Source organism: Nitrospira sp. (genome assembly GCA_029194665.1).
Taxonomy (GTDB): Bacteria; Nitrospirota; Nitrospiria; order Nitrospirales; family Nitrospiraceae; genus Nitrospira_D.
Genome location: JARFXO010000005.1, coordinates 199,687 through 224,333 on the forward strand (window position 1 = coordinate 199,687; position 24,647 = coordinate 224,333).

Annotated in this window: 20 protein-coding genes; 12 read left to right on the forward strand and 8 right to left on the reverse strand. The window is 56.9% G+C overall.

Going from position 1 to position 24,647, the window contains the following annotated elements; genetic code table 11:
- Positions 1 to 37 precede the first annotated feature (37 nt).
- The 3 genes from glgP to P0119_16975 are packed head-to-tail and all read left to right on the forward strand — an operon-like array spanning position 38 to position 4,068.
- Positions 38 to 2,197 carry an alpha-glucan family phosphorylase gene (gene glgP / locus P0119_16965; protein ID MDF0667744.1) on the forward strand — a complete coding sequence of 720 codons (2,160 nt, stop codon included), beginning with the start codon at positions 38 to 40 and terminating at the stop codon, positions 2,195 to 2,197.
- Complete coding sequence (locus P0119_16970; GenBank protein MDF0667745.1) at positions 2,191 to 3,600, forward strand: HEAT repeat domain-containing protein; 1,410 nt, start codon at positions 2,191 to 2,193, stop codon at positions 3,598 to 3,600. Before glgP ends, P0119_16970 begins: the two co-directional genes overlap by 7 nt.
- A 12-nt stretch (positions 3,601 to 3,612) precedes the next feature.
- Positions 3,613 to 4,068, forward strand: coding sequence for a hypothetical protein (locus P0119_16975; protein MDF0667746.1), 456 nt, complete (start codon positions 3,613 to 3,615; stop codon positions 4,066 to 4,068).
- Position 4,069: 1 nt separating this feature from the next.
- Here P0119_16975 and P0119_16980 read toward each other — a convergent pair whose 3' ends face one another.
- The 3 genes from P0119_16980 to P0119_16990 form a co-directional block, all read right to left on the reverse strand.
- A complete protein-coding gene (locus tag P0119_16980; protein MDF0667747.1) occupies positions 4,070 to 4,900 on the reverse strand; it encodes a HEAT repeat domain-containing protein in 831 nt (276 codons plus the stop codon).
- 37 nt (positions 4,901 to 4,937) lie between these two features.
- Positions 4,938 to 5,153, reverse strand: coding sequence for a hypothetical protein (locus P0119_16985; protein ID MDF0667748.1), 216 nt, complete (start codon positions 5,151 to 5,153; stop codon positions 4,938 to 4,940).
- Between the two features lie 201 nt (positions 5,154 to 5,354).
- Positions 5,355 to 5,999: a septal ring lytic transglycosylase RlpA family protein gene (locus P0119_16990; GenBank protein ID MDF0667749.1), complete on the reverse strand. Its 645-nt coding sequence runs from the start codon at positions 5,997 to 5,999 to the stop codon at positions 5,355 to 5,357.
- 479 nt (positions 6,000 to 6,478) lie between these two features.
- On the opposite strand from P0119_16990, the gene P0119_16995 reads away from it, so the two are divergent.
- The 9 genes from P0119_16995 (at position 6,479) to P0119_17035 (ending at position 20,309) form a co-directional block, all read left to right on the forward strand.
- Positions 6,479 to 7,465: an ATP-binding cassette domain-containing protein gene (locus P0119_16995; protein MDF0667750.1), complete on the forward strand. Its 987-nt coding sequence runs from the start codon at positions 6,479 to 6,481 to the stop codon at positions 7,463 to 7,465.
- An 8-nt stretch (positions 7,466 to 7,473) separates the two neighbouring features.
- Positions 7,474 to 8,244 carry an ABC transporter permease subunit gene (locus P0119_17000; protein MDF0667751.1) on the forward strand — a complete coding sequence of 257 codons (771 nt, stop codon included), beginning with the start codon at positions 7,474 to 7,476 and terminating at the stop codon, positions 8,242 to 8,244.
- The gene (locus tag P0119_17005) at positions 8,241 to 9,764 is read left to right on the forward strand and encodes a DUF4350 domain-containing protein (protein MDF0667752.1); all 1,524 of its coding nucleotides are present in this window, start codon (positions 8,241 to 8,243) and stop codon (positions 9,762 to 9,764) included. Before P0119_17000 ends, P0119_17005 begins: the two co-directional genes overlap by 4 nt.
- Positions 9,765 to 9,767: 3 nt before the next feature.
- The gene (locus P0119_17010; GenBank protein ID MDF0667753.1) at positions 9,768 to 11,150 is read left to right on the forward strand and encodes a DUF4340 domain-containing protein; all 1,383 of its coding nucleotides are present in this window, start codon (positions 9,768 to 9,770) and stop codon (positions 11,148 to 11,150) included.
- 268 nt (positions 11,151 to 11,418) lie between these two features.
- Positions 11,419 to 12,435, forward strand: coding sequence for a cadherin-like beta sandwich domain-containing protein (locus P0119_17015; protein MDF0667754.1), 1,017 nt, complete (start codon positions 11,419 to 11,421; stop codon positions 12,433 to 12,435).
- A gap of 37 nt (positions 12,436 to 12,472) precedes the next feature.
- Positions 12,473 to 14,389 (forward strand): cadherin-like beta sandwich domain-containing protein, encoded by a 1,917-nt coding sequence (locus P0119_17020; protein MDF0667755.1) that lies wholly within the window; start codon positions 12,473 to 12,475, stop codon positions 14,387 to 14,389.
- Between the two features lie 392 nt (positions 14,390 to 14,781).
- Positions 14,782 to 16,773 (forward strand): cadherin-like beta sandwich domain-containing protein, encoded by a 1,992-nt coding sequence (locus P0119_17025; GenBank protein MDF0667756.1) that lies wholly within the window; start codon positions 14,782 to 14,784, stop codon positions 16,771 to 16,773.
- Positions 16,774 to 17,033: 260 nt separating this feature from the next.
- Positions 17,034 to 18,977, forward strand: coding sequence for a cadherin-like beta sandwich domain-containing protein (locus P0119_17030; protein MDF0667757.1), 1,944 nt, complete (start codon positions 17,034 to 17,036; stop codon positions 18,975 to 18,977).
- Positions 18,978 to 19,292: 315 nt separating this feature from the next.
- Positions 19,293 to 20,309, forward strand: coding sequence for a cadherin-like beta sandwich domain-containing protein (locus P0119_17035; protein ID MDF0667758.1), 1,017 nt, complete (start codon positions 19,293 to 19,295; stop codon positions 20,307 to 20,309).
- A gap of 39 nt (positions 20,310 to 20,348) precedes the next feature.
- Here the strand turns inward: P0119_17035 and P0119_17040 are convergent, their stop codons facing one another.
- From P0119_17040 to rplI, 5 genes are all read right to left on the reverse strand, one after another.
- Positions 20,349 to 21,020: a response regulator transcription factor gene (locus P0119_17040; protein ID MDF0667759.1), complete on the reverse strand. Its 672-nt coding sequence runs from the start codon at positions 21,018 to 21,020 to the stop codon at positions 20,349 to 20,351.
- Positions 21,007 to 22,113 (reverse strand): sensor histidine kinase, encoded by a 1,107-nt coding sequence (locus tag P0119_17045; protein MDF0667760.1) that lies wholly within the window; start codon positions 22,111 to 22,113, stop codon positions 21,007 to 21,009. The genes P0119_17040 and P0119_17045 overlap by 14 nt, the downstream gene beginning before the upstream one ends.
- Before the next feature lie 109 nt (positions 22,114 to 22,222).
- A complete protein-coding gene (nrdR, locus tag P0119_17050) occupies positions 22,223 to 22,687 on the reverse strand; it encodes a transcriptional regulator NrdR (protein MDF0667761.1) in 465 nt (154 codons plus the stop codon).
- Positions 22,688 to 22,720: 33 nt separating this feature from the next.
- Entirely contained in the window at positions 22,721 to 23,983 is a 1,263-nt protein-coding gene (locus P0119_17055; protein ID MDF0667762.1) for a serine hydroxymethyltransferase, read from the reverse strand.
- 129 nt (positions 23,984 to 24,112) lie between these two features.
- On the reverse strand, positions 24,113 to 24,580 hold the full coding sequence (rplI, locus tag P0119_17060; GenBank protein MDF0667763.1) for a 50S ribosomal protein L9: 468 nt from the start codon (positions 24,578 to 24,580) through the stop codon (positions 24,113 to 24,115).
- Between the last annotated feature and the right edge of the window lie 67 nt (positions 24,581 to 24,647).

Below are 24,647 nucleotides of genomic sequence, written 5' to 3' on the forward strand. Positions count from 1 at the left end.
CGATACCGAATGCATGATCTTGACCAAAGGAGTGTTTGTGGATGTACGTAATGCGGTGAAGAGTTCCTCCGGGTCGCTTCCCCAGAGCCTCAAGCGTCTGCCCGAACTGGCGCAAAATCTCTGGTGGAGTTGGACATTGGAAGCTCGCCAGCTGTTCGAACTAATCGATCCGACCCTGTGGTTCCTCACGAACCACAACCCGGTCAAACTCTTGTCCGATGTCAAACCCGACCGGTTGACACGATTGGCCGAAGACCCGTCGTTTCTCCGGCAATACTCGGCGGTGTTCCGCTTGTTCGACGAGTATCTTGCCAACAAGAAGAGTTGGGCCGGAACGAACCATGCCGATTTGACAAAGACCACCATTGCGTATTTCTCCGCTGAGTTTGGGTTACATGCCTCTGTTCCTATTTATAGCGGCGGTCTCGGGATCTTGGCCGGAGACCATTGTAAAGAGGCGAGCGATCTTGGCTTGCCGATCGTCGGCATCGGATTCATGTACCCGCAAGGGTATTTCCGCCAGCGGATCACGCCGGAAGGTTGGCAAGAGGCGGCCTACTCCCCCTTCAACCGCGAGGAATCTCCGGTTCATCCGGCCCTGACTCCGTCTGGAGAGTCATGCCGATTTGCCGTTGAAATGGGCAGTCGCCGCGTGACCGCAGCAGTGTGGAAAGTGCTGGTGGGAAGAATCCCGCTCTTTCTCATCGATACGGATGTGCCGGAGAACAGTCCGGAGGATCGCGCCCTCTCCGCCCGTCTCTACGGCGGGGATCAAGAAATGCGGCTCTGTCAGGAAATTTTGCTGGGGATCGGCGGCGTGCGCATGTTGCGCTCGCTCGGCATCTCACCATCAGTGTGGCATGCCAACGAAGGTCACTCAGCCTTTCTCACCTTGGAGCGGGTCCGCGAGTTTGTTCAAACGGGTTCGACCCATGCGGAAGCCAGCGAGCTGGTCCGTCAGAGCACCGTCTTCACGACGCACACACCGGTGCCGGCCGGGCATGACGTCTTCCCGCACCATCTGATGGATCGATATTTTGCCGGCTACTGGGAGCAGCTGGGCCTCTCGCGCGACGAATTTCTCCACCTGGGCGAAACTCCCGAGTCGAGCGGGCACGGATTCAACATGACCGCGCTGGTCATGCGCCTGTCGGCCCACGTCAACGGCGTCAGCCGCGAACATGGCCGCGTGACTCGCGACATGTGGCAGCATTTCTGGCCGGGGCTGCCGATCGACCAGGTCCCAATCCGCAGCGTAACGAACGGCATTCATGCGCCGACTTGGATCTCGGCGGAGCTGCACCATCTGTACAGCAAGTCGCTCAGCCCGACCTGGACCCACACCTGCGATGATCCCATCATGTGGCAGCGGGTGATGGATGTTCCCGACCATGAGCTGTGGGCGGTTCGGCAAACGATGAAGCGGAAACTGATGGGATTCATCCGTGAACGAGCCAGAGACGGCTGGATGCAGGGCCATTTGCAGCCGTCCCAAGTCCTCACGCGCGGCACACTCCTGGACCCCGAAGCATTAACCATTGGATTTGCCAGACGGTTCGCGACGTACAAACGGGCCACGTTGCTCTTCCAAGAACTGGAACGGTTGAAGGCGCTCCTCCAAGACCGCTGGAGGCCGGTCCAACTCATTTTTGCAGGCAAGGCCCATCCTGCCGACGAGCTGGGTCGATACTTCATTCACGAGGTGCTGACCTTCTGCCATGACCACAAGCTGGGAGGCCGCCTCGCCTTCCTGGAAGATTACGAGATGCACATGGCGAAGTATCTCGTCCAAGGCGTCGACATCTGGTTGAACACCCCTCGCTTTCCGATGGAGGCCAGCGGCACCAGCGGCATGAAAGCCGCCCTGAACGGCGTGTTGAACCTCAGTGTTCTCGATGGATGGTGGGTCGAAGGGTATAACGGGGCCAATGGGTGGGGAATCCAACCCTTGACCGAGCCGGCCGACGCGCAGGCGCAAGACCAACATGATGTGGAGCAGGTCTATCGTGTGTTGGAACAGGAAGCCGTCCCGCTGTTCTATCAGCGCGATCGCGACGGAATCCCTCGGGGTTGGCTCCAAATGGTCAAAGAATGTATCCGTACGATCGCGCCCCAGTTCTGCACCACGCGCATGTTGAAGGACTATGTTGGTCTGCTGTACCGCGCCGCCACTGTGCGGCTACCGACGACATGGTAACTCGGTTCGGCGCAGCGGATCGTCATCTGCTGCGCGACCTGCCTTCCGATCCAATCACAATGACGCGCGTCATCGGCGCCCTCATTCTGCTCCTCATCGCCGCGCCTCTCTTTGCTGCATCGGTCGGAACCTCTTCCACGGTCGAATCGAAAGCCGCATCCCTCTTCAAAGCCGGTGACTACTCCGAAGTGACATCGCTCTACCGAAGTCTTCCGCCCGACGCGACACCCTCGAACGAATTCCTCCGTCTCGCCGTGCTGAGTTATGTACGCTTGGGACGAGCAGACGAAGCCCTGACGGTCTATGGGAAATTGATCCAGCCTGGACAGCCTCATGATGCGTCGCTCCTTCGTCTAGTGGCACTGGGAGTCATCACGAGCCATGTTCGTGATCGCAAAGAGCATGTCCGCATCGCGGCCTACTCGGCCCTCGCGGAATTAGGGCTACCGGAAACCGTCGCGATTTTGGAAGATGGTTTGCTCGATCCCTCCGTCGTCGTACGAGCGCGGGCCGCAGAAGCGATCGGAAAAGCAGGGCTGGCGGCAAAGTCCGGCGCCTTGCGACGTGCATTGCGGGATGAGATGCCGACCGTGCGCATCGCCGCCATGACCGCGCTCGGCGAGGCGAACGCCACCGACGTTCAACAGCGATTGCTCGACGTCGCGCGTGCAGAAGACGGACCCGAAGCGATTTTTGCGTATGCAGCCTTGTTTAAGCTGGGTCATTCCGAGAAGCTGGACGACATCACCAGCGCGGCCACCTTGCCGGACGCAGAGACGAGGATGGCAGCGCTGGGGGTATTGGGACGCCTCAAACGTCCGGCAAGTCTGGCAGTCCTGGCCCAAGCTGTGTATGATCCTGATCCATCGGTGCGCGCGTTCGCTGCCGGAGCACTGGGAGAATTCGGCTCCCCGGACGGCGTGGCTCCGCTGACGCATGCCATTGGAGACGAAATGGCGATGGTTCGCGGCGTTGCTGCGGCAAGTCTTGGAAAGCTCGGCATCAAGGGAAACCGGCCCTTATTGTCGGCACTCACCAGAGATCCGAATCTGCATGTCCGCGCCAGCGCCGCGGAAGGGTTGATTCGCCTCGACGATCCGTCCGCCCTCACGCTGGCAACCGAGCTGACTCGGCATTCCGACCCGTCCATTCGCGGCGCAGCGGCGCAGGCCTTGAGTGCCTCTGCCGACAAGGAGGCCCTGGCGGTGCTCCAAACTCTCTTGCATGACCAGCAGCCGCTTCCTCGCCTGATGGCCGCCAAGGGACTGCGGAAAAGCAGCGCCGGTGCCATCCCTATCTTGGTGGAAGCCTTGCATGACTCGGATGAGGCCGTGCGTATCGCGACAGCCGGCAGCCTGTTCCAACAACTGGCCCGCGGGAGTTCGTCGAAACGACGCTCCTAACCGAGGACCACTATGATTAAATTTCTCGTTGTCGTGGCGTTGCTTGTCGGGGCATTCGGAGCAGGCTACTATCTCGGACAGCGGCCGGTTGGAACGTTGCAGCGAACGGTCGCGGAACTTCAACAGTCGTTGAAGGATGTGTCCAGAGACGTGTTGGACACGACACGCGGGATCGAGCGCGATCTCCGTCGGCGTCAGGGCCTCGTGGAGGCCAAATCTCGGTTGGTCCAGGCGAAAGCACACCTCACCGATCGCAATTTCGGCGACGCAGCGAAAGAATTGTCCGAGGCCATCAATGCCGTGGAGAACATCACAAAAGGAACCAAGCCCGATCACTCAACCAAAGAGTTACAGGACATGGCCGGATCGCTTCGGGAGGTGAAGTCGGACATTGAGATGGGGAAACCAGTATCGCTGAAGAAGCTGGACGAACTTCAGCAGAAAATGGATCAACTGCTGAATACATAACTCAGGCGTTGGCCGGTAGAGAGATCGGTTGTTTCTTCCACTTTGCCAGAATCCGCTCCACCCGCATCCTCACGACCATATCGGGGTCCTTGAGCAACGGCTTGATCGCCTCGCGGCCCCGCTCGTCACCGATCGATTCCAACGCTGCGGCGGCTGTCAGGCGCGTAAACCAATCTTTATCACCGAGCATTGTAATGAGCGGGTCAATGGCCTCGCTGCTCTTGATCCGTCCCAAGGCCAGCACGGCGCATTTGCGGACGTTTTCATCTTTGTCACGAAGGGTTCCGATCAGCCTTACGACGGCCGGTTCACCAAGTGCGACCAGCGCATCAACGGCATCGTCTTTGAACTCGTCGTTCCGAAGCTGAAGCATCAGAGGATCCAGCACCCGCTCATCACGGATCTTCCCGAGCGCCGCGATGGCGGATCTACGAACATCCCAATCACGGAGCAGTTTGAGGAGGGCCTCAACGGCGAGAGAACCCAATTGTCCCATCGCTTCGATCGCGACTTCCCGGACTTGCCAATCCCCATCGCGCAATGCGCGGACCAACGGTTCGACACACCGCTCATCCCCCATCTCGCCCAGCGTAATGACCGCTTCGCGGCGGACCACCCAGTCGGGATCAGCCAGCAGATCGATCTGGATGTCGATCTCATCCTTCACCTGCTCTTCGTCGAGCGCGACGGTATCTTGGTCGACCACTGACGCATCGGCAGCTGGAGAACCTGCTTGCATCTGATCGCCCACTGCATCGGCGATGGGCTCGTCACCGGGTTGCCGGCTGAGAGGGTTACTGGTTTGGGGAGACTGTTCCGGTTCTTGTGTCATGGAATCTGTACCTGTCGTGACTGTAACCGCTGAAAGATTATGCCGATGCAGGGGTTGCAGCCGCACCTTTGTTTCCGGCTGCTCGTTTGGTCCGTTGCGCGAGGGCCCGCCGTTTACGCTGTTCCCTCTTCAATCGCTTCTTCAATGACCGGAGCGCGGCATCCCCCTTTGAGTTGCTGTCGTTGCCCAGCTTTGCGGCGATCTTCTTCTTCAACTTCACTTCATCCGGTTCCGCTGCCCGCTTCTTGGCCATCGATCCATGCCTCCCCTTCATAGACTGAACGTATTGTCAGCTGTTGACGAGAAGAGTTCAGTCTAGTGGAGAGCTTTGCACCCTGTCAACTTGGAGAGGATCAGCGCGGTCATCACCCGCGATGAAATACGAGTGCGAAGTCTCGCCTCGACAGGATAAGCGGGCCGGAAGACCCGCTCGATGTCATCAACAGGACGGAGCTCAGTTGAGGATCAAGGATGCGACCGGAGTGGTGGCCGGAGGAGCCACCGCGAGCATGGCAAGGGCCCAGCGATTCCGCCTCGCAATCCAGAGGTCGCCGGGAAAATGTCGAGCCGGAGGGGCCATCCCGGATGACGTCCGATCGGCCTGCGACCCCGTTTCGGCAAGAAGTGAAGCAGTTTGGTCTGAGAATTGTTCCGACAGCACCATCAGCCCCGGGCGGCGTTCGCCGACAATCTCCACCTGCACATACGCCACCCCTTCATGCGCCATACCCAACCGGACGGCCGCACCATGGGAAAGATCGAGAATGCGGCCTTTCTCGTAAGGCCCCCGGTCGGTAATCCGCACATAGACATGTTTGCCATTCGTCAAATTAACCACACGCACCACACTCCCGAGCGGCATGGTCCGATGAGCTGCCGTCAACGCCTCCATATCGAACAGCTCGCCGTTCGCCGCTTGTCTGCCATGAAACTGCTCACCGTACCAAGAAGCGACCCCCCGATCCCTGATCCCTACATCTAACTGCGTATCCCCTTTGGGAACCCAAGAACAAGCCCCCAACGACAGGAACAGGATCATTGCGAAGGATGTGGACGATGAGGGCCGATTGTGATGCATCTCCGTGTGCATGATGGGCATCGCGCCTCCCTCTGATGACAACAATGAGATTTCCGGTCGATTCAGAGTATGAAAGGTATGGGACTTCGACAATACCGACTGGAGTACCGGTTCCCCAACCTCCGTATGGAGTCCTCCCTTATTCAGGAGAGAGAGGACAATCGCATGGAAAATACGAAGACTAGGCTTCCTCGCCACCTCTATATAAATGAGTCGAGACTTTAATTCAACATCTGTCGATCAAACGGAGCCGGCAGCCATGCGTAAGATTTCTTCGAAGCGGACCTCTTTGCGGAGCTGTTGCGATCCATCCGTGCGACGAAGAGTCGTCATCGAGCCGTCACGTCCCCGACATTGTGTAGATGACCCATCCCGTTCAACATCCCCCTATATTGACTGCCTCGAACGAAGTGAGTAAGATCGCAGGTCAAACTGAGGTATAGTTTCGAGAGCGGTACCGCTCCATATCTCCACGGTTCATTCGTACCGATATCACCTACGTGATCGACGTTCAAAACATTACCAAGCGGTATGGCCATCATACGGCTATCGATGGCGTCAGCTTCTCGGTGGCCAAGGGAGAGGTCTTGGCATTCCTCGGCCCCAACGGCGCCGGCAAAACAACCACCATGCGGATTTTGACCTGCTTCATGCCGGCGACAGAAGGCACGGTGCGAGTGGCGGGATTTGATTGCACCGAACAGCCATTAGAGGTGAAACGGCGGATCGGCTACCTGCCGGAGACGCCCCCGGTCTACCAAGAGCTGACGGTGAAGGAATATCTGATCTTTGTCGGGCGACTGCGTGGGATCACGGGACAGAAACTCTCGTCAGCAATCGACCAATCTGTCGAACGACTTGAGCTGGGGTCAGTCCGCCATCGACTGATCGGCAACCTCTCTCGCGGCTATCGTCAACGTGTGGGACTGGCGCAAGCGCTGCTGCATGACCCCCCGGTGCTGATCCTCGATGAACCGACGGTCGGTCTTGACCCGAAGCAAATCATTGAGATCAGAGAGCTCATCAAGAGCTTGGCCGGCTCACATTCCGTGATTCTCAGCACGCATATCCTTCCGGAGGCCACCGCAGTCTGCCAGCGGGTGGTCATCATCAATAAGGGCCGTATCGTCGCGGAAGATACTCCCGCACAGTTGTCGGCCCGATTGCGCCAATCGGAGAAAGTTTCGATTACCCTCAGGACATGTCCTGCGGACTGCGAGATGAAGCTTCGCGCGATTCCCGGTATTCTCAATGTTCTGCCCGGACAGGCTGGAGGAAGCTTCCTGATCGAGTGCGAGCTGGGCCATGATCTACGGGATGACATTGCACGCGTCGCCGTTTTGAGCCAGTGGGGATTGCTTGAGCTCCGCACCCTATCTATGACGTTGGAAGACGTCTTTCTCCAGCTCACGCGTCACGAGGACCACCTTTCCGAGCCGGCTGAGACCACGGTCGGCATGGTTGCCGCCGAAAGGACGGACGCGTAGGAGCACGTATGACCCCGGTACAGGCCGTCATCGCCAAGGAACTGCGCGGCTATTTCGTCTCGCCCATTGTCTACGTGGTCGGCGCGGTCTTTCTGTTGATCTTCGGTCTGCTCTCCTACCTCTACGTCGGTTTCGCCGGCGCGCAAGCCATCCAAATGATGCAGATGCAAGGAGGATTGGCCCAGATCAATTTGAACGATTTGGTGTTTCGGAATCTCTTCGCGAGCATGCGGATCGTTCTCGTGATTATTCTGCCCATCCTGACCATGCGGTTGTTCGCGGAAGAGCGCAAGTTGCGCACCTTCGAGTTTCTGATGACCTCGCCGATCAGGATCAATGAAATCGTCATCGGCAAATTCGTCAGTGCGTTCTTGGTCTATCTCGCCCTCGTAGGACTCACCATATTGGTCCCGACGGTGCTGATGCTCTTCAGCGACTTCGATTGGAATCCCATCTGGACCGGCTATTTAGGAATGGTGCTGCTGGGCGCGCTGTTTATTTCCGTGGGCCTGTTTGCCTCAGCACTGACGGAGAATCAAATCGTCGCCGCTTTTGTCAGCTTCGGCATGCTCCTGACCATCTGGCTGATCGCCGGATTGGGAAGCCTTTTCGGAGATAGCACCGCAGGCCGCGTCATCTCGTATGTTTCCTACATGGAACACTATGAACGATTGGTGCGGGGGTTGATCGACACGAGCGACCTCATCTACTTCGGGAGCGGGTTGGCGCTCATGCTGTTCCTCACGCATCGCGTCGTGGAGTCGACCAGCTGGAAATGAACCTGAAATCCTTTCCTCTCGGCATTCTCGGAGTCGCGCTCGGCATCGGCGGCATGATCGCCTATAGTCTTCGACCTGACTGGCTGTGGGTCGTCACCATCGGGGAGGGGGCGGCACTCGTCTGTTTGGTACTGTTCTTCGTTCTGCATTTTGAGACCGTCAAGGCATTCTCAAGCCGACGATCGACCAGGATGGGGCTGAACAGCTTTCTCATGGTCCTGCTGTTTTCCGGCATTTTGATCATCGTGAACTTTTTAGCCTCCCGACACTCGATACGGTGGGATCTCTCCGAAAATCAAAATTTTACCCTCGCCCCGCAAACCCATCGGGTTCTCCGAGCCTTGCCGCACGACGTCAAGATCACGGTCTTCACGCGGGAAAAGGACCCCGGCTATCAACCCTACAAGGAACGCTTGGAAAGTTATCGGCAAGCTTCCACCAAGCTCAGCGTCGAATTCATCGATCCGGAAAAACAACCGAAAATCGCCCAAAGCTACGGGATCTTCCGAAGCGATACCGCGATTTTCGAGAGCAACGGCCAGACGATCCGCGTGACCTCGCCGTCGGAAGTGGAGTTGACCGGTGCCTTGATCCGGATTTCCAAGGACGCCAAGAAGCGCATCGTCTTTGTCGAAGGCCACAGCGAGTTGAATGTAGAGGACAAAGACCGCAACGGTCTCTCTATCGCCAAAGAAGCCCTGACGCGGCAAGGCTATGACGTCGGCACCGTCTCGCTCCTCAAGGAGTCGGCTGTGCCGGAAAATACGTCGGTGTTGGTGTTGGCCGGTCCTCGTCGTTCTGTGACGAAGGAAGAACAGGAGCGTATTAAGGCGTATGTCGAGAAGGGCGGTCATCTCTTAGTCCTGGCTGACCCGGATACTCAGACAGGTCTGGAGCCGATGCTGGCCCATTGGGGGATCGGCCTAGGTCCGGGAGTGTTGGTCGATTTACAGGACCGATTGGCGCAGGGAGACCTCACCGCGCTGTTGGTTCGGACGTTCACCGAGCATGAGATTACGCGTGATCTCACCTCTGCCGTGCTCTTGCCGCTTTCGCGACACGTCACGTTCGATGAACAGGTCGGGAAAGACTGGGACTTCGTGCCGCTGGCTCGCACCTCACCGAACAGCTGGGCTGAAACGAACATACAGGGCCGGGTCGTGAGCCTGAGCGAAAAGGAAGACGTGAAAGGACCGCTTCCCATGGCTGCGGCGTTGTCGCCGAAAAAAGCTCCGGAAGAGGGCAAACCTCGGCCTGCCATCGTGGTGATCGGGAACTCGACCTTCGTGTCCAACGCCTTTTTCAACTTCCCCGGCAACAGCGACTTCTTCCTCCATACGACCGGTTGGCTGGCCGAGGAACGGGACTTGATTTCCATCGCGCCTAAGGAGCCGGCGTTGCGTCCGTTTACTCCCAACCCCACTCAGGAGCTGGCCCTGATTTACGTTCAAGTGATTTTTCTTCCACTCGTGACGTTGCTCACCGGCATCATCGTGTGGAGAAAACGCCGCCGCCTCTAGCCCATGACCCGTTACTGGCCCACACTCTTGTTGGTGGCGATTCTCGCCGGTCTCGGTGGCTATCTCTACCTTGTTGAATTTCCAGCCAAGGAGCGAGAAGAGAAACAGGAAAGCGAACAGAAGCATATTCTGCCTTTTCCGGAAACTGCGATCACTGGCCTCTCGATCACCACCGCTCAGGGACCCATCCAATTTAAGCAGACGGAAGCAGGCAAATGGTCGATCGTGGCTCCACTTCAAACCGACGCCGATAATCGCGAGGTACAGGCGCTTATTCGAGCGCTCGTGACAGGAACCGTGAGCAGAACGGTCGAGGAGCAGGCCACGCAGCTCGTGCCATTCGGGCTCGAACAGCCGGTCACCGCCATCACCCTAACAGCCGGGACCCAGCAAGAGACGATTTCCATCGGCGACAGCGGCCCTCTTTCCAATACTCTCTATGTGCTCCGAGGGTCGGATCGGCATGTGCTGTTAACGAATTTGGCACCGAAAGACTTCATCAACAAGTCGTTGATGACATTCCGCCGCAAGGAGCTCTTGCGGTTCGTGCAGAATGAGGTCGAACGTGTCCGCCTGACTTATCCCACGACCGAAATCGTAATCTACAATATGACGAAAGATAAGCCCAGGCCTTCCTGGAAGATCCGTTATCCGATCGAAGCCGAAGCAGACCAGAATGAAGTCCGCTCGTTGATGTTTCGGTTGGAAGATCTGAAGGCGCTCGGCATCATTGATTCCGGTCCCGAGCGAGATGCCGTTGCCAAGACCCTGACGGCCCCCAGAGTAAAAATCACGCTGCATACCTCAACCGGTGACCAATCGGTTCGGTTGTATCAACCGAACCCGCAAAGCGGGGAGGCCATCGCGGAGACGATGGCCGAGGCTCCGCTCTATCGGATCAACCCCGCACTGATCAAAGATCTCACGAAGGAACTCTTCAATCTGCAGGACAAACGACTGCTGGGCCTCGACTACACCGACATCGCCATGTTGTCGGTAAAGACGAGAGATCAGCAGTACGTCCTGATCAACCAGACCGGCGAGTGGGTAGTCGAAGACCAAGCCACCGAGAAAGTGAGCCAAGAAGCGGCAGATCTCTTTGTCAGTCGGGTCGCGAATCTCCCGGCCGAAGAACGTGTCATGAAGCAATCCGCGCCTCTAGCCCCCTATGGGTTACTGTCTCCCGCTGCAGAATTTATCGCGACCAGCAAGGACGGCAAGACCTCAGGAAAACTGACCCTCGGCAATCAGGCAGGCAATCTCCGCTATGCCTCCGGTCAACGTCTGCAAGGTGTCTATCTGGTCCGCCCGGATCTCCTCACGCAGATTCCCTCCAAGGCCAATCTCCTTGCCAAGTCGCAAGAAAAACCCCCTGCGGGACGCTGAGCCATCAGCAGCTGCCTTATCTAAGACCGCCAGTCACATGGTGTCGAAATACCCACGTGTTTGCTGCTCTGTAGAATCCGATGGCCAATTGTCGATCCAAGGCTTGACCACCCGGAGGGCGATCACCTATTCCAGCATCTGGTGGCCCTCGCTCTAGTAGAGGTAGACCCGACCGAGAACCCTGCTGTAATATCGGTGTCCCTGGATGGGGCTCATAAGCATGAAGAGTTCTCGACTCACAACATCGACTGAAAGCGACCCGCTTTACATGAGACGGAATCATATCGACTCTGGACAACGGTTTGTCGCCGTCCTTATCTCCGCAATCGGCTTGAGCGCCTATGGCTGCAAAGACTCCGCGTCGATCTCGGATGAAGTTCAGGTACCGCTTTCCAGCTTAGCTGTCACTCCCGGTGCCCTTCAGCCGACGTTTTCCGGCAATACTACCGACTATAGGGTCGATGCGCCGACATCCGCAGCCGGCGTTACCGTGACAGCCACTCCCAAGGACAGCACGACAACCATGACAATCAATGGGATTCAGACCTCTGCGGGGCAGGGGAGATCCGTGTCGTTAGGCGCACCGGGGACAACTACAACCGTTTCCATTGCCTTAACGTCACAGACGGGCCAGGAAAGCACCTATACCGTCGCCGTCACGAGACTCCTATCGAGCGACAACAATCTGTCGGCGCTGACGGTGGAACCAGGCACTCTGGATCCTGCCTTTTCCTCAGGAACCTTGACCTACACAGCGAATGTTGCGACCGACGTCACCCAAGTGACCGTCTCCGCGACCAAGTCCGATTCGAATGCTGTCCTGTCCGGGTCGATCGCTGATCCTGGGGTGGGGCAAGCGACCGGTCAAGCGCCCATTCTGCTCGGTGGGCCGGGGACGTCGACCCCTGTGACAATCACGGTGACCGCCCCAAATGGAAACAGCCAGACCTACAGCGTCACGGTGAACCGAGCGGCTCCCTCGAGTGACAACAATCTGTCGGTCCTGACGGTAACGGGAGGCTCCTTGGTTCCTGGTTTTGCTCCAAGCACGACCGCTTACACTATGGGCGTTCCAGCCAACGTCACTAGCGCGACGGTCTCCGCGACCAAGTCTGATTCAGACGCCGTGATGTCGGGTGACGTCACGGCTGGGACAGGGGTCGCAACAGGCCAAGCAACGTTTCTACTCGTCCCATTGATACCCAGAACTGTGTCGATCATCATCACGGCTCCGAATGGAGCCTCCAAGGCATACATCATCACCATCATCCGAGCACTCTTATAGAACGCTTCACACCTCTAGAGAAAGAGACTAATTCCCCATGACCATGCCTACCGTGACCGTCGTGCGACAGTATCTGACAGCCGTCCTTCTCATCGCGATCGGCTTGATAGCCTTTGGCTGCGGGGACAAAGCGACCGTCAACCCAGTGGTCGAACTCGCCAGCCTGACGGTCACTACCGGAACCACTACCGCAACCCTCCAACCGCCCTTTACCGGCGGCACCACTGAATACAATGTCAACCTCACCAGCGACGTCACGAGTGTGAGGGTCACCGCACAACCGGCCGTAGCGGGAGATACGGTCACGATCAATGGCCAGGCCACGACAAGCAGCGTTATTCCCCTGGGCGCGGCAGGAACGACGACGCCGGTGAGCATCGTCGTGTCGGAATCAAACACGAATTCGAGGACCTACACAGTTCTTCTGGTGAGAGCCGGCCCAAATGGGAACAACTCGTTACAGAGCTTGACTGTGTCGCCCGGGACCTTGGCTCCTACATTCGATCCGAACTTGCAAACCTATACCGTCGATGTTGCCAACAATATCGGAAGTATCACGGTGACCCCCACGCTTTCGGATCCTGCTGCGACGATGACCGTGAACGGGCAAGCCACTAACTCCGGACAGGCTCGCACCATTACCCTAAGCCCTGCCGGCCAAGACACCGCCATCCCGATTGTCGTGACTGCTCAGAACAACAGTACCAAAATCTACACTGTGACGGTGAGTCGCGGAGTATCCAGTAATAACAACTTGCAGAGCTTGATCCTATCACCGGGAACATTAAACTTCAGCCCTAATATCACCAGTTACACCGTGAATGTGGCAAGCAATGCGACCAGTGTTGTCGTCACGCCGACACTACAAGATGCCACCGCCAGCATGACCGTGGATGGGCAAGGCACCAACTCCGGCCAGGCCCGAACCATTCCCTTGGGCGCACCGGGTTCGAACACGCTTATCCTCATTATTGTGACCGCACAGAACGGTGCTCAGAAAACCTACTCGGTCAACGTTCATCGTGCCGCGCTTAGCGCAAACAATAATCTCCAGGCCTTGACCGTGTCGCCTGGCTCTTTGTCTCCTGCCTTTGACGCGAGCACCGTCAACTACGCGGTGACTGTCGGTAGCAATGTCGCGAACGTCACTGTCTTGGCAACCAAAGCCGATCCGAATGCCGTGATGTCTGGGGACGTAACAGCGGCGACAGGAACGGCGACAGGTCAAGCGACCATTCAACTCGGCGGGCCGGGAACAACCACGCCTGTGTTGATCAGCGTGACTGCCCCAAATGGAAGCTCAAAGACGTATCGCATCAACGTGACCCGAGCACTCTCCAGCAACGATAACCTGTCGGCGTTGTCGGTGACGGAAGGCTCCTTGGTTCCTGGCTTTGCTCCAGGCACGACGACCTACGCAGTGGACGTTCCATGGAATGTCGGTAGCGTGACGGTTTCCGCCACTAAGTCCGACTCGAACGCCGTCCTGTCCGGTTCGATTGCTGATCCCGGGGTGGGGCAAGCGACCGGTCAAGCGACCATTCAACTCGGTGCGCCGGGGACGTCGACCCCAGTGACAATCACGGTGACCGCTCCGAATGGTAACAGCCAGACCTACAGCGTCACGGTGAACCGAGCGGCGCCCTCGAGTGACAACAATCTGTCGGCCTTGACGGTGACGGGAGGCCCCTTGGTTCCTGATTTTGCTCCAAGCACGACACAGTACACGGTGAACGTTCCAGCCAATGTCGCGAGCGTGACGGTCTCCGCGACCAAGTCTGATCCGAACGCAGTGATGTCGGGTGACGTCGTGGCTGGGACAGGGGTCCCAATAGGCCAAGCGACCTTTGATCAACTCGTGCCATTGACACCAAGGATTGTGTCGATCACCGTCACGGCACCGAATGAAGTCTCAAAGCCGTACAGCGTTACCATCACACGAGCGCTCTTCTAGAAACAATGTGGCTATCAAATGTAAGGAGTCCAACAGCTCAGAGAAGCGGCCCGTTTGACATCGTCACAACAGTTGACCTGCGAAGCGCTCGACCAGTCTGATCCCGTATCAGGCTCTCTCGTGGAGAACACAGCGAAGCACCAACAGAATCGGTTATCACCTTGTCCTCTCAGCTCTTCCGTCGGTCTTGAACCAGTTCAACTTGCTCATGCCGGTTCCCCACCTCTCGAACAGGATCTCCGACATCACCGGAAAGATCGACCCTAGGCATGCTCACTAATCGTCTCTACACCTAATAGAGCTGATCGCCATTCGTCCTTATACCTAAGTAGGTATGGACCAATCTTTAGACCTCCCGTAATATCCGCCAGCTTCACTGAGATTCACCATTCATGATGGACCTGACGCTTCGCGCCTTTAAAGAAAGAGATCAAATCACCATGATGCGTACCATCCACGTCGTGAAACAGCATCTAGCTGCCGCGTTTTTCGTCGCGATCGGTTTGATAGCCTCTGGCTGCGGGGACGCAGCGACGGTCAGCGAACCGGCAGAACTCGGTAACCTGTCGGTCTCCGCTGGAACTCTACGACCGGCTTTTGCCCCTGCAACAACTGAGTACACCGTTCAGCTCTCCAGCGCTGTCTCGAGTACGACCATCACTGCAAGCCCTCGAACAGACGGGGACACCATACATATCGACAACCAGCAGACAATGAGTCGGACCATGGCTCTCGACTCGCCAGGCGCGGAGAAGTCCGTAAGTATCGTCGTCACAGGAACAGGCACAGGAGGTGGTTCGAAGTCCTACACCGTTCGTGTCAAGCGAGACTTAGAGGATAACTCGTTACAGGCCCTCTCCGTTTCGAGCGGAACTCTGGCTCCCGCCCCATTCGATAAGGACACGCTCGACTATACGGCCAATAATGTCGGTACGTCTGTCACCAGCGTTACCATCGCGGCCACCAAGTCTGATCAAAATTCGGTCATGCAGATCGGTGCGGTCACCGTTCCGGCAGGAACTGCGTCGGGGCAGGCGACCGTTCAGCTCGGCGGCACAGGGTCAGCCACACCTGTGTCGATAGACATCACGCGCCCGAGCGGGAGTAAGAAGACCTACACGGTTACCATACATCGCGGCGCATCAGCCAATAACAACTTGCGAGGTTTAACGATTTCACAGGGAACGTTAAGCTTTAGGGCAAGTACAACCAGTTACACCGTGAATGTGGCAAGCAATGCGACCAGTGTTGTCGTCACGCCGACACTACAAGATGCCACCGCCGGCATGACCGTGAATGGGCAAGACACCAACTCCGGCCAGGCCCGAACCATTCCATTGGGCGCACCTGGTTCAAACACCATTATCAATATTCTTGTAATTGCACAGAACGGTACCCCGAATCCCTATTCGGTGAACGTCATTCGTGCCGCCCTTGGCGGGAACAACAATCTGCGGAGTTTGACCGTCTTGCCAGGCAGCCTGACCCCTGCATTCAGGGCAAATAGGACCGGCTACACGGTGAACCTCGGGAGTAACATCGACAATCTCACCGTGACCGCTTCCGTGCAAGATGCAGGGGCAATCTTGATGATTAATGGGCAAGGAGCCGGCTCTGGTCAGTCCCGCCCGGTTCCATTAGAGCCGCCCGGCTCGACTACGGAAATTGACATTACAGTGGTCGCTCCGAATGGAAACCCTAGGACATATCAAATCAACGCCAGCCGCGAGGCCCTCGGGGGCAACAATAATCTGTCGGCTTTGACGGTGTCGCCCGGCACCTTGGCCCCCGTCTTTAATGCAAACTCCATGGGATATACGGTGAACGTCGGGAGCGCCGTTACCAACATTAACGTCTCTGCAACCAAAGTCGACTCGAATGCCGTGATGTCCGGGGACGTGTCGGCCGGGACAGGTGTCGCAACGGGCCAGGCCACTATTCCGCTGAATGGGGCAGGGACCAGCACACCCCTGTCGGTTACTGTGACCGCTCCGAATGGTAGTCCCAAGACATACAGCATCATCGTCAACCGAGCGGCGCCAACGGCACCACCAGCGCCGGCAAGCGCACCGGATCTGACGCCGGAGAGTGATTCCGGATTCAACCCCGGCCAGGATGCCGACAACATCACTAATGACTTGACACCGAGCTTCGCAGTGGCCCCGCCTGCGGCGGGAGAGACTCCGAACCTTTATATAGACGGGGTTAAAGTCAAGGAAGGGTTTGATGAGGGAGCGAACACCCTCACCCCGACGAACCCGCTTCCTGGCGGTGAATACGATATTACTGTTACCAGCACGGTGACCAATGCAGCAGGCCTTGAGTCTCTCCCGAGTCCGTCCCTGAACGTGCACATTGACAACGTAGCCCCGGGATTCCCGTAGGCCCGGGGCCGCGCCGAGGTGAGCAATACCGCCAGGGGGATCGTCCCGATTCCCTTCGTGCTATTCACATCCTGCTGGCTCCTGATCCCCTCTCTTCCTCCGACCAAAAGCATGGCTGATACCTTCAGCGTACTTCGCCTTACCTAAGTAGGTCTGGACCAATCTCAAACCCTCTCATACCATCCGAATCTGTCGGCTGACCTTTTCAGGGATCGAGCGATGCATCACCTCTGTTCTACGAGAAAGTGGAGTAACACCAAATGAGAGGTATCCTGACCTTTGTAGGACAATGTTTTGCTGTTGTTGCCGTCACGATCGGCTTAAGTTCGTACGGCTGTATGGGCTCGACCACCGTGAACCCAGTGGCCGAGCTCGCCAGTCTGACGGTCACTCCCGGAACACTCCAACCGGCCTTTACCAGCGGGACAACTCAATACACCGTCGATCTCACCCGCAAAGTTACAAGCGTGAAGATCACGGCGCAACCTGCCGTGGCGGGAGATACCATCACGATCAATGGCCAAGCCACGACGAGCAGCACCATTACCCTTGGCTCGGAAGGGTCGACTACTTCCGTCAGTATCGTCGTGTCCGAATCAACGAACAATTCTCGTACCTATATCGTGCTTCTCAAGAGAGCGAGCGTAGCCGGGAACAATTCGTTGGCGAGCTTGACCGTTTCGCCCGGAACGCTGGCTCCCGTATTCAACGAGAACACGCTGACCTATAGCGTCGATGTTGCCAACAATGTCGAAAGTGTCACAGTGAAGCCCACTCTTCAAGACTCTGCTGCGACGATGACGGTGAACGGAGAAGCTAGGAACTCAGGGGAGAGCCTACCACCCATACAGTTGGGCGGAGCGGGCTCAAGCACCCCTATCGATATAGTGGTGATCGCCCAGAACAACAGTCAGAAAACCTACCACGTCACTGTAAACCGCGGAAAATCAGGCAATAACTTCTTGGAGAGCCTGGAGATTTCACCAGGCACGTTAGACCCCTTCTTTACCCCCGGCACAGAAGGCTATACGGTGAATTTGCCAAGTATTTTACCGGGCAACACGACCAGCATGACGGTCACGCCGACACTGCAAGATGCTACGGCCAGCATGACAGTGAATGGGCAACCCGCTCCCTCAGGGCAGGCCCAAACCACCCCGCTGCCCGCCCCTGGCGCGACCACCGCGATCAACATCGCGGTGACCGCGCAAAATAACACCGAAAGAACATATACAGTGACCATCATCCGTGCCGCACTCAACGGAAACAATTTTCTGTCGGCCTTGACCATTTCGCCGGGCACGTTAACCCCGATCTTCAACGCCGGCACAGAAGGTTACACGGTGAATTTGCCGAGCATTTTACCGGGCAACCCGACCAGCATGACGGTCACGCCGACGTTGCAAGATACCACCGCGAGCATGAGCATAAGTGTCGACAACGGATCACCCACCAACATCAATTCCGGGGAGGCCCGAAGCACTCCGTTGCCCGCCCCTGGCGCGACCACCGCGATCAACATCGCGGTGACCGCGCAAAATAACACCGAAAGAACATATACAGTGACCATCATCCGTGCCGCACTGAGCGGTAACAATAATCTGTCGGCTTTGACGGTCACGCCTCCTGGCACCCCTATTCCCGGCTTCAGCCCAAACATCTTGACCTATACGGTAAACGTAGCCACCGATGTCATTAGTGTCACGGTGACTGCGACGCTTGAAGATATCAATGCCAGTATGACGATCAACGGCCAAGGTACCAGCTCAGGAGTGGCAAGTGCTCCGATTACTCTTGGTGGAGCGGGATCGGACAGGACCATCACGATCATCGTAATAGCTCCGAATGGTAGCCAAAAGATCTACACCGTCACGGTCCATCGAGCGTCATCGAGCAATAGCAACCTGTCGGCTTTGAGCGTGTCACAAGGTGTCCTCGACAACCCGTTCGATCCGAACCAGCTGAGTTACACGGTGAACGTCGATAGCACAGTTGATAGTGTAGTTATCTCCGCAACGAAGGCTGATCTGCAGGCCACCATGTCCTCCTTGGGCTCGGTGATTGCTGCACCAGGTGACCCGGATGGACAGGTGCTGGTCACATTGGGGGCTGGACCGAGCACAGAGGTGGTAACGATTACGGTGATCGCACAGGATATGGCAAGTCAGAGCCCCTATACCGTCACTGTCAACAAAGCGCCCTAGGGTGAAACAAAATCCGCCTCCAGTTCTCCGGTCTCGCACGCCACGATCCATCCTAACCATCGGTGACCAGGCAGAACTGGCTCCTCCCCGGATATCCTGTCACTGCATGTGTCCTGGTCGCACACACATCGGTCCACGACCTCTCGATTAGAGGTCGATTAGAAGCCTTGACCTCATCAGTAGGATTGGCTATAGTCCAAACCCCTGCTCAGTGCTTGCAGAGTTTGGGACCCTCTCGTAGCCTCGACATCTACCGTTTGGGTTCACCGCAGCAATCTATCGTTCCATGCACCAAAAGAAGTGACCGGTATTACTATGACGCGCATGTTCACCATCACCGGACAATATTTCGCCCTTATCATTCTTGCCATCATGGGTTTGCTTTCCTCTGGTTGCGGTGATTCCGCGTCGGTCTCGCAAGGGCCAGATGTGCCTCTCGCCAACTTGACGATCAGTCCTGGGGCGCTTCAGCCGCCTTTTTCGAGCAACACCGTCACGTATGGAGCCAATGTGTCACCGGCAGTCGGCGCTGTTACGGTGACGGCCACCCCTCAAGACAGCACGGCGACGGTCACGATCGCTGGAACAGCGACTCAAAGTCTTACGGTTACACTCGGAGCGCCAGGATCGAGCAAAGATATCACGATCATAGTGACGTCGACGAACGGAAGTCAGAGTACCTATACCATCACGGTCCACAGAGCAGCCTTATCAGGGAACACCGCCTTATCGGCACTGACTGTGACACCCGGCACCTTGGCTCCCGCCTTTACTCCAAGCACCATGAACTACACGGTGGACGTGGCGATGGATGTCGCGAGCGTGACGGTCTCCGCGACCAAGGACGATCCAAGTGCCGTCTTGTCCGGCTCCATCCCCAATCCCGGGCCGGGACAAGCAACAGGGCAGGCGACCATTCAGCTGGGTGCGCAGGGGTCAGCCACACCTGTGTCGATCATCGTCATTGCACCGAACGGCAACTCCGATACATACCGTATCATTGTGAACCGAGCTGCGCCGTCAAGTAACAACAAACTATCGGCCTTGACCGTGTCCGCCGGCACCTTGGTTCCGGCGTTTTCCCCTGATACGGAAAACTATACGGTGGGTGTGGCAGCTGCCAACGGATCCGTGACTATTTCTGCGACCAAGTCCGATCCGAATGCCGTGATGGCGCTGGGTTCGGTGATCGTCGGGGCGGGGACGCCGACAGGTCAAACGTCCATCCAATTGGGCCCTGGGGCAAGCCTACCAGTGAACATTATCGTGACGGCGCAGGATCAAATAAGCATAAAGCAGTATACTGTTACCGTGAGCCGACCGTTATCGTGAACCTCTTCGAATGCGAATCCCCTTGCCGGACAGAAATTCCTACCGTTTTGGATCCAGCTCGATCAAGCCCTTCCGGATGGCGAGGATGGCGGCTTGCGTGCGATCGTAGACTTGCAGCTTGTGGAAGATATTCCGGACGTGATTCTTCACCGTCTTTTCGCTCAAATCAAGGTTGTTGGCGATCTCTTTGTTGGTTTTTCCGTCGGCGACCAATCGTAGCACCGTAATCTCTCGATCCGTCAAATCATGCTCGGCCCAGGCCGACTTCTTGCCTTTCTTTTGGGCCATCAATGAGAATTCCGCCAAGATTTTACTGGCCACGGACGGATGGATCAGCGATTCGCCTCGATAGATGGCACGAATGGCCGCAACGATCTGGGACGATTCAGAGTCTTTCAAAAGATATCCGGTCGCTCCCGCGCGGACCAGATCGAAGATGTACTGTTGTTCTTCGTACATGGTCAACGCGACGATGCCGATGTGTGGAAACTCGCGCTTGATTTGTCTCGTCGCCTCGACGCCGCCCATCCGCGGCATGCTGACATCCATGAGAATCACATCGGGGAGCAGCGTACGCGCTTTTTCCACCGCTTCCATCCCGTCTTGCGCTTCGCCGATGACCTGAATGTCTTCCTTGGTCTTGAGAATGGCGGCCAAGCCTTCCCGAACCACCCGATGATCGTCGGCGATCAGAACCTTAATTTTTTCCATTCCCTGGCTCCTCCTTGTGACCCAGCGGCACCTCGACGATGATTTTCGTGCCTTTCCCCGGTTTGGACTGGACGCGCCCTTCGCCACCCACCAAGCGAGCTCGTTCCAAGATCCCCTTGATGCCAAAATGATCCCACTTTTCGGGGTCACGCAGAACGGTTTCCAGATCGAACCCGATGCCATTGTCGGAAATCGTTACGCGCAACAGATCCATCTCGATGTCCAGGTTGATTGAGACTCGGTCGGCCTTGGCGTGTTTTTCGACGTTGCTCAAGGCTTCCTGAATGATTCGAAAAAGAAAGATCTTCGTCCGTGGAAAGAGAATCTGCTCATCCCCCGTGACCGAAAACTTCGTGGCGATGTGGGTCTGGGTCTGATACGACTTGAAATAATTCGTGAGGGCTGGAATCAATTCCATCTTGTCGTAGTGCAAGGGGCGCAGATTGAAGATGACTTGGCGGGCTTCCTGTATGGCCAGCTTCAGTTGGGCCTTACTCTCCTTGAGGGTCGCCAAACTGGCTCGCGGGTTCTTCCGAAGAAGTTGCTGGCAAAGATCCAGCTTGAAGTTCACCCCCGCTAAGCTCTGCACGAGTCCGTCGTGGATCTCGCAAGCGATTCTGGTTCGTTCTTCCGTCACTGCAGCTCCGGTTTCTTTGACGTACAATCGATAGAGCGATTGGTACTTGTTCAGTGCCTTTTCAATCTCCCCGGTCGCGCGAATGCGGGCTTCGATGAGTTCCCACATGAATTTCGCGCTGGCACCGCCGATGATGGTGACACCCATACGATGAAAATCTTGGAGAAACTTCCGGACTTCTCCATCACCCGATACGTCGATGATCAGATCGACAGGTTCCATCGTCAGCAGCTGTCGATAGTTGCGTGTAATCGGGATGTTGAGCTGTTTGGCCAATCCTAATCCCGGCGCTTCCGGATCACGTTCGGCAACACCGACGATTTGCACCAGTGGATCAATCGCAAATATCTCCATGAGCGCGGTGCCCCCGCGGCCCGCTCCGATGATTGCGACGCTCGTCGCTCCGGAGATCGGCTGGTTCCGTCTGGCACGCTGCTGGGGAGCCGGCTTATTCATAGATTCCACACCTTCTACACAGCTCACCGGGGTCAACAACGGACGAATGTCGAATCGGACGAGATTCCCAAGAGCTGGAAAGAGAAAGGATGGGGTCCGAAGTTGCGTCTTACCGTTCGCGACGCTGCTGAGTAAGCGTCTTCAACTCGTCCATGAACTGGTCGATGTCCTTAAATTCCCGGTACACGGATGCAAATCTGACATAGGCGACCTGGTCCAGCTGATGCAACTCCTTCATGACTTCTTCACCGACAACCCGGCTCTCAATCTCTGTCTCGCCCATCTCCTGAATCCGTTTTTCTATCCGGTCGGTGACGGCTTCGATGGTGCCGATACTGATCGGCCGCTTTTCACAGGCTTTTTTCAAGCCGACAAGAATCTTATTGCGGTCAAACGACTCGCGGCGACCGTCCTTCTTCACGACAACGGGAAGAATTTCTTCGACCCGCTCGTAGGTGGTATAGCGACGTTTGCAACCAAGGCACTCCCGGCGGCGACGAATGACCTCGCCTTCCTTGGCCATACGAGAATCGACGACCTTGTCCTCAACTTCATCGCAGAAGGGACATTTCACCGACGGCGACCCTGCTCTCTTACGATCGGCTGACTAGTAGGGATGAATGATAGGAAACCGCGCGCACAACGCTTTGGCTTGTCCACGAACTTCTTCCAACACCGCCGGCTCTTGTCGGTGCTGGAGGACACGGTCGACTAATTCGACGATCTGTTTCATCTCCGGCTCCCTCATGCCGCGGGTAGAAACGATGGGCGACCCCAGGCGAATCCCGCTGGCCACCGCCGGCGGCTTTTCATCGTACGGGACGGCGTTCTTATTGACGATAATGCCGGCGGTGTCCAGCGCCGCATCCGCCTCCTTCCCGGTGATCCCCTTGTTCGTGAGGTTCAGGAGCATCAGATGCGTATCGGTTCCGCCGGAGACAATCTTATAGCCCCGATCGACGAACCCTTGTGCCAAGGCCTTCGCATTGGTCAGCACCTGCTGCTGATAACGCTTGAATCCCGGCGACAAGGCTTCTTTAAAGGCGACCGCCTTGGCTGCGATCACATGCATCAACGGTCCGCCCTGTAGCCCAGGAAATACCAGTTTGTCGACGGCCTTCGCATACTCGGTTTTACACATCGTGACGCCCCCGCGCGGACCGCGGAGCGTCTTATGAGTCGTCGTCGTGACGAAGTCGGCATAGGGAACGGGATTCGGATGAAGCCCGGCAGCGATGAGGCCGGCAATATGCGCGATATCGACCAACAGATAGGCTTCCACTGATTTGGCGATCTGTTGGAAACGAGGGAAATCCAGCACGCGGGCATAAGCACTGGCTCCGACCACGATCATCCGCGGACGACATTCCTCTGCGACCTTCTGGACGGCATCGTAGTCGATGGTTTCGGTCCGTCGATCGACACCATAGGAGAAGACACGGAAGAGAAGACCGGAGAAATTGACTTTACTCCCATGCGTAAGGTGACCGCCTTGGGCGAGATCCATTCCGAGGATGGTGTCGCCTGCCTTCAGGACCGATAGATAGGCCGCCATATTGGCTTGTGAACCAGAATGCGGCTGTACGTTGACATGTTCGGCGCCGAAGATTTCTTTGCACCGCTGAATCGCCAAATCTTCCACGGCGTCGGCATACTGACATCCGCCGTAGTATCGCTTCCCGGGGTAGCCTTCCGCGTACTTATTGGTGAGCAAGGAGCCTTGTGCGGCCAATACTGCAGGGCTGGCAAAATTTTCCGAGGCGATCAAGAGCAGCTTCTCACGCTGACGGACTTCTTCTGCCTCGATCGCGGCGTAAACCTCGGGATCTGTAGCCCTCAGCGCATCCCAGGAACCGATTGCGTCGCTCATCGTGTCACCATGCTCAACCACCTATGTATTGCGTCCCGAAGTTCTTGTCATGTTCCGTTCGCCCTGAGCTTGTCGAAGGGCGTTCATGGTTCGACAGGCTCACCACGAACGTATTTCCGGCACAGTGCGCTAGGCCGAAGGCTCTTCCAGCTCTTGCTTCTTCACCACATGGACCGTCACGGTCGCCACCACATCTCTGGGCATCTTGATGGGAACAGCCACCGAACCGAGTTCCTTGATCGGTTGTGCCAGTTGGATCTTTCGCCGATCCACCGTAACACCTTGCTCGGCCAACCCTTCCGCGATGTCTTTGGCGGTGACGGAACCGAACATCTTATCGTCTTTCCCGACCTGCGCCTCGATCGTCAGGACGATCGCCGACACCTTCTTGGCGTGGGTTTCAATTTCCAGCTTTTCCTTCTTGGCCTTCTCGGCCGCCACTCGTTTGGCATGTTCAACGGCCTTGATGCTTCGACCATCGGCTTCGACGGCCTTACGGCGTGGTAAGAGATAGTTCCTCGCAAATCCATCGGCGACGTTGATGAGATCGCCGAGATGCCCCACCCCTTCCAGGGTTTCTTGAAGAATGACTTTCATCCCCGTACTCCTTCAGGTAGTAAAGTGGTAAACAATACTGATCCGGCTGCAGAATGTCAATTCTCAG